The sequence below is a fragment of the Streptomyces sp. NPDC050504 genome, assembly GCF_044458065.1.
In the GTDB taxonomy this organism is placed as follows: Bacteria; Actinomycetota; Actinomycetes; order Streptomycetales; family Streptomycetaceae; genus Streptomyces.
In genome coordinates this window covers 13091-22678 of sequence record NZ_JBITHO010000007.1, presented here as the reverse complement: position 1 = coordinate 22678, position 9588 = coordinate 13091, and the positions used below count along the sequence as shown (strand labels likewise).

At 72.1% G+C, this 9588-nt stretch carries 9 protein-coding genes; 4 read left to right on the top strand and 5 right to left on the bottom strand.

The genetic code is table 11. The features are described from left to right. Positions 1-13: 13 nt before the first annotated feature. Positions 14-445 (bottom strand): hypothetical protein, encoded by a 432-nt coding sequence (locus tag ACIBNE_RS25965; RefSeq protein ID WP_399275491.1) that lies wholly within the window; start codon positions 443-445, stop codon positions 14-16. A 390-nt stretch (positions 446-835) separates the two neighbouring features. Between ACIBNE_RS25965 and ACIBNE_RS25960 the strand changes: the two genes are divergently transcribed. The 4 genes from ACIBNE_RS25960 to ACIBNE_RS25945 are packed head-to-tail and all read left to right on the top strand — an operon-like array spanning position 836 to position 5153. Then, on the top strand, positions 836-3646 hold the full coding sequence (locus ACIBNE_RS25960; RefSeq protein ID WP_399275489.1) for a nitrate- and nitrite sensing domain-containing protein: 2811 nt from the start codon (positions 836-838) through the stop codon (positions 3644-3646). Further along, a complete protein-coding gene (locus tag ACIBNE_RS25955) occupies positions 3643-4083 on the top strand; it encodes a roadblock/LC7 domain-containing protein (protein WP_399275487.1) in 441 nt (146 codons plus the stop codon). Before ACIBNE_RS25960 ends, ACIBNE_RS25955 begins: the two co-directional genes overlap by 4 nt. 10 nt (positions 4084-4093) lie before the next feature. Continuing rightward, positions 4094-4555 carry a DUF742 domain-containing protein gene (locus tag ACIBNE_RS25950; RefSeq protein WP_399275485.1) on the top strand — a complete coding sequence of 154 codons (462 nt, stop codon included), beginning with the start codon at positions 4094-4096 and terminating at the stop codon, positions 4553-4555. Continuing rightward, the gene (locus ACIBNE_RS25945) at positions 4536-5153 is read left to right on the top strand and encodes a GTP-binding protein (RefSeq protein ID WP_399275483.1); all 618 of its coding nucleotides are present in this window, start codon (positions 4536-4538) and stop codon (positions 5151-5153) included. Before ACIBNE_RS25950 ends, ACIBNE_RS25945 begins: the two co-directional genes overlap by 20 nt. A gap of 194 nt (positions 5154-5347) precedes the next feature. Here ACIBNE_RS25945 and glpK read toward each other — a convergent pair whose 3' ends face one another. The 4 genes from glpK to ACIBNE_RS25925 all read right to left on the bottom strand — a co-directional run bounded on the left by glpK (position 5348) and on the right by ACIBNE_RS25925 (position 9531). Next, the gene (gene glpK, locus ACIBNE_RS25940) at positions 5348-6859 is read right to left on the bottom strand and encodes a glycerol kinase GlpK (RefSeq protein WP_399275481.1); all 1512 of its coding nucleotides are present in this window, start codon (positions 6857-6859) and stop codon (positions 5348-5350) included. A gap of 70 nt (positions 6860-6929) precedes the next feature. Next, entirely contained in the window at positions 6930-7691 is a 762-nt protein-coding gene (locus tag ACIBNE_RS25935) for an MIP/aquaporin family protein (protein WP_399275479.1), read from the bottom strand. A 197-nt stretch (positions 7692-7888) separates the two neighbouring features. Further along, on the bottom strand, positions 7889-9088 hold the full coding sequence (locus tag ACIBNE_RS25930; protein WP_399275477.1) for a lipid-transfer protein: 1200 nt from the start codon (positions 9086-9088) through the stop codon (positions 7889-7891). After that, a complete protein-coding gene (locus tag ACIBNE_RS25925; protein ID WP_399276284.1) occupies positions 9085-9531 on the bottom strand; it encodes a Zn-ribbon domain-containing OB-fold protein in 447 nt (148 codons plus the stop codon). The genes ACIBNE_RS25930 and ACIBNE_RS25925 overlap by 4 nt, the downstream gene beginning before the upstream one ends. Positions 9532-9588: the final 57 nt, after the last annotated feature.

Here is a 9588-nt window from a genome sequence, read left to right as displayed (position 1 = left end):
CGCCCGCCGCCCCTCACGCCTGTGACAGCCGTCCGTCCCGGGCCTCCCCGCGGCCGCCGCGCCCTATCCGGGCCTCGCCGCGCGCCGAAGTGGAGGTCCGCGCCGCGCGCCGCGCCCTGCGCCGCTCGCGCCGCAGCTGCCGCGCCGTGCTGCTCGGCGCGGACACCACGCCGTTGCGCTGGTTCCACACCTGGCGCGTGACCCACACGTCGAGCACCGCCCAGGTCGTCACGACCGTGCTGCCCACGCTGCTCAGCACCATGGGAAAGGCCAGCCAGGACCCCGTCACCGTGCACAACAGCGCCACCATGGCCTGGATCAGGGTCAGCGCCGTCACCAGCACGGCCCGCACCGCGGCCGTCCGCACGGGGTCGGCCAGCCTGCCGCGCGCGGCAGGCTCCTCGATCCAGAGCTCGCGCACCCGCCCGTCCGTATCCATGGACATTCAACTCCCCACCACTGTCCGACATCAGGGTGGCTGCCCGTCTTGCACCGGTATTACTCGGGGTGGCTCGAACCCCCGCCCCGACCCGCCTGTGCTTCCCCTGCTCCCCTGTTCACAGAGAAAGACGAATGGCGGCCGGTGAAGATTCCCATGGAGCGAATAATTCCAGCCATCTGCTGAGGTAAAGGATTCATTGACGTGCCAGGTGTTATGGGCCGCATCAGGGAATCTCATCTCCCGGAATACCCGGACAACTCATGATCAAAGAAGTCCTGGGCGGCTGAAAATCGCCCGGACGTGTCTTCGAGTTGTCTGTGCGGCAGTAGTAGGCTCGCGCCGTTTGTTGACGGAACACATCACCCGCCACACGGGGTTGAGCTGGGGGAGGCCATGCGCTTTCGCGGGAAGTCCATCCGCAGGAAGATCGTGGCGCTGCTGCTCGTGCCGCTCGTCTCCCTCACCGCCCTCTGGGGATTCGCCACGGTCATCACCGGCCGCGAGGCGTATCAACTCCTCAGCGTGGGCGCGGTCGTCGAAGAGGTGGGATACCCCCTCCAGGACACGGCCCGCGTCATTCAGCGCGAACGCCGCCAGACGCTCGTGTACCTCGCGGACCCCCGTACGTCCGACACCCTCGCCGAGCTGCGCCGCGAGCGCGCGGCCACCGACAAGGCCGTGGCCAGGATCAAGGACAACGTCCAGAAGTCCGGGATCCGGGACGACATGACGTCCCAGGCGAAAACGCGTCTGGACTCCCTCTTCGAAGCACTCGAAGGGCTGGGCTCACTGCGGCGTTCCGTCGAACAGAACGACATCACCCGCAGCCAGGCGCTGACGTTCTACAACGACCTCGTCACCCCCTGCTACGGGCTGCTGCTGTCCCTCCACACCCTGGAGGACTCCGAGCTGGACAAGCAGGGACGCGCCCTGGTCGGCGTCATCGAAGCGGGCGAGATGCTCTCCCGCGAGGACGCCCTGGTCTACTCCTCGCTGATCGCGGGCCGCGTCACCGCCCCCGAGCTGCGTCAGATGTCCGACCTCATCGCCAACCGCAAGCTGCTGTACGAGTTCAACCTGGAGAACGTCCCGGCCCGCGAGCGCGAGACGATCGAGCAGTACTGGGCCGGCCCCGACACCGAGCAGCTGCGCGGCGCCGAGAACAGGCTGATCGCGGCGGGCCCCGCCAAGGACCCGAGCACCGTCGACGCGAAGGACTGGCAGGCGGCCACGACCCCGGTCCTGGACTACCTCGCCCGCGAGTCCACGGCCATGGGCGACCGCTACCAGGACCGGGTGGAGCCCACCGCGTACAGCGTGCTGATCGAGGCGGGAGTCGCCGGAGTCCTCGGCTTCCTCACCCTGCTCACCTCGGTGTTCGTCTCCGTACGCATCGGCCGGGAGCTCGTCCGCGACCTGAGCGGGCTGCGCAAGGAGGCCCACGAGGTCTCGGGCGTGCGCCTGCCGAGCGTCATGCGCCGCCTCGCGTCGGGCGAACAGGTCGACGTGGAGACCGAGGCGCCGCACCTGGAGTACGACAGGGACGAGATAGGCCAGGTCGGCCAGGCGCTCAACACCCTCCAGCGGGCGGCCGTCGAGGCGGCCGTCAAGCAGGCGGACATGCGCCGCGGCGTCTCCGAGGTCTTCGTCAACCTCGCCCGCCGCAACCAGGTGCTCCTCCACCGCCAGTTGACGCTCCTCGACTCCATGGAGCGGCGCACCGAGGACACCGAGGAACTGGCCGACCTCTTCCGCCTCGACCACCTCACCACCCGCATGCGGCGCCACGCCGAGGGCCTGGTGATCCTCTCCGGCGCCGCCCCCTCCCGCCAGTGGCGCAAGCCCATCCAGCTGATGGACGTCGTGCGCGCGGCGGTCGCCGAGGTCGAGGACTACGAGCGCATCGAGGTGCGCCGCCTGCCGCGCCTCGGCGTGGGCGGCCCCGCCGTCGCCGACCTCACCCACCTCATCGCCGAACTCCTGGAGAACGCCACGGTGTTCTCCCCGCCGCACACCGCGGTCCAGGTGCACGGCGAGCGCGTCGCCAACGGCTTCACGCTCGAAATCCACGACCGCGGCCTCGGCATGGCCCCCGACGTCCTCCTCGACGCCAACCTCCGGCTCGCCGAGACCCCCGACTTCGAGCTGTCCGACACCGACCGCCTCGGCCTCTTCGTGGTCAGCCGCCTCGCACAGCGGCAGAACGTCCGCGTCTCGCTCCAGCCCTCGCCGTACGGCGGGACCACCGCGGTCGTCTTCATCCCGGCCGCGCTGCTCACCGACGCCCCCGAGACCCAGGGCACGGGCTTCCGCCTCGACCGCAAGACCGAGTCGGCGGCGGGGCGCGCGAACCGGCTCGCCGAGCGGCGCGCGGACGCCGCCGAGCGCCGGGGTGCGGGACGCGGCGCCCCCGCGCTGGCTCCCGTGCCCACGGGCATGGGCGACCGCGCCGCGCTGAACGGCCCCGTCGAACTCGAACCGCCCGTGGACTCCCTCGACTTCGACGTCCTGGGCGACCTGGAGGACACCGAGAGCGAGCGCGGCGGCATCTTCAGGGCCAGGGAGCGCCGGACCGGCGCCCCGCGCGAACCGCACCAGCAGGCCCCCCAGCACCAGCAGGCCCCCGACCCCCTCATCGAGCGGGCGGAGCGGCAGATCCGTGCGGAACGCCAGGGCCGCGCCGACCGCCAGGACTGGGCCGACCACCAGGAGCGCGCCGAGCGCCCGCACAGCGAGGGCCCCGTCCCGCTGCCCAGGCGCACGCCGGCCCCGGCCCCGGCCAAGCCGGGCAGGGGGCCGCAGCGCTCGGGCGAGCAGCGGGGGACCGGGCAGCCGGCCCTGCCGACCACCCCCATGCTGGTCAGCGACCGGGGCCGCCGCCTCGACGAGGCGGGCCGCACCCATCCCGTACCGGACCAGGAGCGGCAGGCTCCGGCCCCGGACACCATCGGCGGCCTGCCCCGCCGCGTCCGCCAGGCCAGCCTCGCCCCGCAGCTGCGGGAGGGCACCGCCGGGCGAGCCCCCGCTCCGGCCTCCGTGGTCGACGACCACGAGCGGGACGCCGACGAGGTGCGCAGCCGCATGGCGTCGCTCCAGCGCGGCTGGCAGCGCGGGCGCGAACAGAACGCCGAGGAGCCGGGGACGCCGACGGCAGCCGAGACAGCACACGGAACAGGAACAACACCGGAGGGGGACGGTCGATGACCGCACCGCACGCAGCAGCACCCAACGCCGCCCCGAACGGCGCGGGAGAGCTCAACTGGCTCCTCGACGAGCTGGTCGACCGCGTCGGCTCCATCCGCAAGGCCCTGGTCCTCTCCAGCGACGGTCTGGCCACCGGCACCTCGAGGGACCTCTCCCGCGAGGACAGCGAGCACCTGGCCGCCGTGGCCTCCGGTTTCCACAGCCTGGCCAAGGGCGTGGGCAGGCACTTCGAGGCGGGCCGCGTCCGGCAGACCGTCGTGGAGCTCGACGACGCGTTCCTGTTCGTCACGGCGGCGGGCGACGGCAGCTGCCTCGCCGTGCTCTCCGACGCGGACTCGGACGTCGGCCAGGTCGCGTACGAGATGACGCTCATGGTCAAGCGCGTCGGCGTGCACCTGGCGACCGCGCCCCGGACCGGCCTGCACGCCGGAGGGTGAGTCGGCCGTCATGAAGGTGAGCGACGGGCAGGGGCGGGACTCGGGCCGGGGACGGGGCCAGGACGCGGGGGCGGACGTGGGATACGGCCAGCAGGACCCCGACCACTGGTTCGACGCCGAAGCGGGCCCCGTGGTCCGCCCGTACGCGATGACAAGGGGACGCACCAGCAGTGCGACCCGCCACCGTCTCGACCTGATCGCCCTGGTCGTGCCCGAACCGGCGGCCGACGACCCGGGCCGGGACCAGTCCCTTTCGCCCGAACACGTGGAGATCGTCGAACTCTGCAGCGCCACACCGCAGTCGATCGCCGAACTCGCCGCAGGGCTCGACCTGCCCGTAGGAGTGGTACGGGTCCTGGTCGGCGATCTCGTCGAGGACGAACTCGTCCACGTGACCCGCCCCGTTCCGCCGGCCGAACTGCCGGACGTGAACATTCTCCGTGAGGTGATCAATGGCCTTCGGGCGCTCTAGCCGCAAGCAGGCGCAGCAGCACCGGCCGATCGAGCCGGTGACGCTGAAGATCCTGGTCGCGGGTGGCTTCGGAGTGGGCAAGACGACCCTGGTGGGCGCGGTCAGCGAGATCAGGCCGCTGCGCACGGAGGAGACCCTGAGCGAGGCGGGTCGTCCGGTCGACGACACCGAGGGGGTCGAGGCCAAGCGGACGACCACCGTCGCCATGGACTTCGGGCGCATCACGCTCCGCGAGGACCTGGTGCTCTACCTCTTCGGCACGCCGGGCCAGAACCGCTTCTGGTTCCTCTGGGACGAGCTGGCGCAGGGTGCGCTGGGCGCCGTCGTGCTCGCCGACACCCGCAGGCTGTCGGACTCCTTCGCCGCCATCGACTACTTCGAACAGCGGGAGATCCCGTTCACCGTCGCGGTCAACTGCTTCGAGGGCGCGGACCGCTTCCCCTCCGACACGGTGCGGGCGGCGCTCGACCTCGACCCCGAGGTGCCGCTGATGATGTGCGACGCGCGCGAACGGGACTCCGTCAAGGACGTCCTGGTGGCCGTGGTCGAGCACGCCCTGATCCGCGCGGACCGGATCAGGGAGCCCGCCGTCACCTGAGACGCGCCGGAACGCCTGGGATTCGCCGGAACGCCTGAACGGGCCGGGCCGCGGCGATTGAACGGCCGCGATGCTCGAACGGGCCGCGATGTTTGAACGGGCCGCAGGACATGAGCGCGGGGTTGCCGCGCCCCACCGTCCTGCGGCCCGATGCCCGTCCCTACGGGCCCGCGCCTACGGGCCCGTGCTCCGCACTACTGCCCGTCCTCCTCGTGCCACCCGAAGCTGCGCTCCACCGCCTTGCGCCAGTTGTGGTACTCCCGCTCCCGCGTCTCCGCCGCCATGCGCGGCGCCCACTCCACGTCGCGCTGCCAGTGCGACTTCAGCTCGTCGAGGTCCGTCCACACGCCGGTGGCGAGCCCGGCGGCGTACGCGGCGCCCAGACAGGTCGTCTCCGACACCTTGGGCCGGATGACCGGCACGCCCAGCACGTCGGCCTGGTGCTGCATCAGCAGCCCGTTGGCGGTCATCCCGCCGTCCACCTTCAGCGTGCTGATCCGCACCCCCGAGTCCTGGTACATCGCGTCCACGACCTCGCGGGTCTGCCAACTGGTCGCCTCCAGCACGGCCCGCGCCAGGTGCGCCTTGGTGACGTACCTGGTCAGGCCGGTGATGACGCCGCGCGCGTCGGAGCGCCAGTACGGGGCGTAGAGCCCGGAGAACGCCGGCACCACGTAGGCGCCGCCGTTGTCCTCCACGCTCGCCGCCAGTACCTCGATCTCGTCGGCGCTGCGGATGATGCCGAGCTGGTCGCGGAACCACTGCACCAGGGCGCCGGTGATGGCGATCGAACCCTCCAGGCAGTAGACCGGCGCCTGGTCGCCGATCTTGTAGCCGACCGTCGTGATCAGCCCGCTCTTCGACGGCACGGGCCTGGTGCCGGTGTTGAGCAGCAGGAAGCTCCCGGTGCCGTACGTGTTCTTCGCCGTGCCGGTGTCGTAGCAGGCCTGTCCGAAGACCGCCGCCTGCTGGTCGCCCAGCGCGGACGCCACCGGCACCCCGGCCAACTGCCCGACGGCCGTGCCGTACACCTCGGCGGACGACCTGATCCCGGGGAGCACGGCGCGCGGCACGTCCATCGCGGCCAGGATGTCCGCGTCCCAGTCCAGGGTCGACAGGTTCATCAGCATCGTGCGGGACGCGTTGGTCACGTCGGTGACGTGCACACCGCCCGCCGTGCCTCCGGTGAGGTTCCAGATCAGCCAGGAGTCGACGGTCCCGAAGGCGATCTCGCCCCGCTCGGCCCGGTTCCTCAGCCCGGGTACGTTGTCCAGCAGCCAGGCGGCCTTGGGCCCCGAGAAGTAGCTGGCGAGCGGGAGCCCGGTGGCGTCCCGGAAGCGGTCCTGGCCGTCCGTGGCGCCCAGTTCGTGGCAGAGGGCCGAGGTCCGGGTGTCCTGCCAGACGATCGCGTTGTGCACGGGCTTGCCCGTGGCCCTGTCCCACAGCACGGTCGTCTCGCGCTGGTTGGTGATGCCGAGGGCGCTGAGCTGGTCCGCGCGCAGCCCGGCCTTGGCGACGGCGCCCGCCACCACGGCCTGCACCTTGGCCCAGATCTCGGTGGCGTCGTGCTCCACCCAGCCCGGCTTGGGGAAGATCTGCCGGTGCTCGCGCTGGTCGACGGCGACGATCGCGCCGTGCTGGTTGAAGATGATGCAGCGGCTGGACGTGGTGCCCTGGTCGATTGCGGCGACGAACTTGTCGGACATGGCGTCCCCTTGGATCGTGAGGCTGTCGGACGGTGCGGAAGGGGCGGCCCCCCCTGCTCTGGAGGGCGACTCAGAAGGCGACGTGGAAGACGAGCCCGCCCAGCAGGCCGCCGATGACGGGACCGGCCACGGGAATCCAGGCGTACCCCCAGTCGGACGTGCCCTTGTTGGGGATGGGCAGCAGCGCGTGGGCGATGCGCGGGCCCAGGTCGCGCGCCGGGTTGATGGCGTAGCCGGTCGGCCCGCCGAGCGAAAGACCGATCCCTACGACCAGCAGCGACACGAGCAGTACGGACAGCCCCGAACCATAGATGCCGAGTTTTTCGCCGGGGATCTGTCCCATGCCGAGCCCCTTGGTCCTGCCGATGGCGAGCAGGGGCAGGACCAGCGCGACGGTGGCGATGATCTCGGTCATCAGGTTGGCCACCGGATCGCGGACCTCCGGAGCCGTGGAGAAGATTCCGAGGGTGGGCTGCGCGCTCTTGGCGTCGGAGTTGGCCCGGAACTGCGCGAAGTAGACCAGGTAGGCGAGTACGGCTCCGAGGACCGCGCCGACCAGCTGCCCCGCGACGTACAGCGGGACGTCCGCCCACTCCCCGCTGTCGACGGCGATCCCCAGGGTCACCGCCGGGTTGAGGTGCCCGCCGGAGAGCGGGGCCGCGGTGTACGCGCCGGCCAGGACGCCGAAGCCCCAGCCGAACGCGATCACGACCCAGCCGGCGGCCTTGGCCTTGGAGAAGTTCAGGGTGACGGCGGCGCAGACGCCCGCGCCGAACAGGATCAGGATCGCGGTTCCCATGACTTCGCCGGTGAAGATCTCTCCATTGCTCATGGCGGCTCCTTGACCGGGCTGCGGCTTCCACGGCTACGGGGCGAAGGGCAGGGAGCACGAAGAAGCCGAAGGGCCGCACCCCGCCCGCGCGTCCGTGACGAGGCAGTGTTCACCGGCACTGATGGAGCGTCAAGGTCACTGACAGCAGCCGCAGTTCAGCGCCGCACCGGTAGTGATCGGCAACTGTGCGGCACGGGTCAGCGCAGCGCCAGCACGGCGGATCCGTGGCCGAACAGTCCCTGGTTCGCGGTGATCCCGACCCGGGCCCCCGGTACCTGGCGCTCCCCGGCCTCGCCCCGCAGCTGCCGGGTCAGCTCGCAGACCTGGGCGATGGCCTGGGCGGGCACGGCCTCCCCGAACGAGGCGAGCCCGCCGCTCGGGTTCACCGGCACGCGCCCGCCGAGCGCCGTCACGCCCTCCCGCACGAGCTTGGCGCCCTCTCCCGCGCCGCACAGCCCGATGTCCTCGTACCACTCCAGCTCCAGCGCGGTGGACAGGTCGTACACCTCGGCGAGCGACAGCTCGTCGGGGCTGACGCCCGCCTCCTCGTACGCCGCGCGGGCGATCGACGCCCGGAAGGAGCCGGTCGCGGGCTCGACGGCCGCCGCGGAGTCGGTGGCGATGTCCGGCAGGTCCAGCACGGTCCTCGGGTAGGCGGGCGTGACAGTCGAGACGGCGCGGACGCGGACCGGATCGGCCGTCCCGTGCCGCCTGGCGTACTCCATGCTGGACAGGACCAGGGCCGCGCCCCCGTCGGACGTGGCGCAGATGTCCAGCAGCCGCAGCGGATCGGCGACCACGGCGGACGCGGCGACCTCCTCCGCGGTCACCGCCCTGCGGTAGCGCGCGTACGGATTGAGGGCGCCCGCCGCCGCGTTCTTCACCTTCACCAGGGCGAAGTCCTCGACGGTGTCCCCGTACAGCGCCATGCGCCGCCGTGCGTACAGTCCGAAGTACGCCGGATTGGTCGCCCCGAGCAGCCGGAAGCGCAGCCAGTCCGGGTCGTCGGGCCGCTCACCGCCCGCGGGCGCGAAGAACCCCTTGGGCGCCGCGTCCGCGCCCACCACCAGGACCACGTCCGCGAGCCCGGCGAGTATCTGTGCGCGGGCCGTGCCGATGGCCTGTGCGCCCGACGCGCAGGCGGCGTACACACTGGTGACGCGCGCGCCCTGCCAGCCGAGCGCCCGTGCGAACGTCGCCCCCGCCACGTACCCCGGATAGCCCCCGCGCACGGTGTCGGCGCCGACCACGGAGTCCACGTCCCGCCAGTCCACCCCGGCGTCCCGCAGGGCGGCGCGCGCCGCCGCCGTGCCGTACGCGACGAAGCCGCGCCCCCACTTGCCCCACGGGTGCATCCCGGCGCCCAGCACCGCCACGTCCCTCTCGCCGCCGCTCACCGCGCCGTCCCCACGGGGCGCCAGTGCCAGGTCGTCCAGACCGTCTCCCCGTCCTCGTTCAGCACGCCGGGCACCAGCTCGACCGCCATGCCCACCGACAGGTCGGCGGTGGAGATGCCGGGGGCCGCCTGGCCGAGCACCACCATCCGCTCGGCCGCCAGCTCGACGGCGACCAGGGTGTACGGCTGCCAGGAGACGTCCGGGTCCGAGACGTACGGCGGGGGAGGGCGGTACCGGCCGTCGGTGTACGACCACACGGTCCCGCGCCGGGAGAGCGGCACCTCGACGAGCTCGTCGCCCGCGCAGCCGGGGTTGCGGCAGAAGTCGTCCTCGCGCGGGAAGAAGACCGAGGAACAGGCGGTGCAGCGCGTACCGAGCAGCCGGAAGGCGCCGCCGGTTCCACGCGCCCCGTCCGGTTCCCCGGTGAACCAGCCCTCCACCACAGGTGTTCGCTTGCGCACCAAGGCCCCTCCCGACCCTCGGATCTGACGGAACGTCAG

Bases quoted from the DNA above. Each gene is read 5' to 3' on its own strand.
- ACIBNE_RS25955 (WP_399275487.1), top strand. From the start codon at position 3,643: ATGACCGCACCGCACGCAGCAGCACCCAACGCCGCCCCGAACGGCGCG.
- ACIBNE_RS25965 (WP_399275491.1), bottom strand. From the start codon at position 445: ATGTCCATGGATACGGACGGGCGGGTGCGCGAGCTCTGGATCGAGGAG.
- ACIBNE_RS25945 (WP_399275483.1), top strand. From the start codon at position 4,536: ATGGCCTTCGGGCGCTCTAGCCGCAAGCAGGCGCAGCAGCACCGGCCG.
- ACIBNE_RS25935 (WP_399275479.1), bottom strand. From the start codon at position 7,691: ATGAGCAATGGAGAGATCTTCACCGGCGAAGTCATGGGAACCGCGATC.
- ACIBNE_RS25960 (WP_399275489.1), top strand. From the start codon at position 836: ATGCGCTTTCGCGGGAAGTCCATCCGCAGGAAGATCGTGGCGCTGCTG.
- glpK (WP_399275481.1), bottom strand. From the start codon at position 6,859: ATGTCCGACAAGTTCGTCGCCGCAATCGACCAGGGCACCACGTCCAGC.
- ACIBNE_RS25950 (WP_399275485.1), top strand. From the start codon at position 4,094: ATGAAGGTGAGCGACGGGCAGGGGCGGGACTCGGGCCGGGGACGGGGC.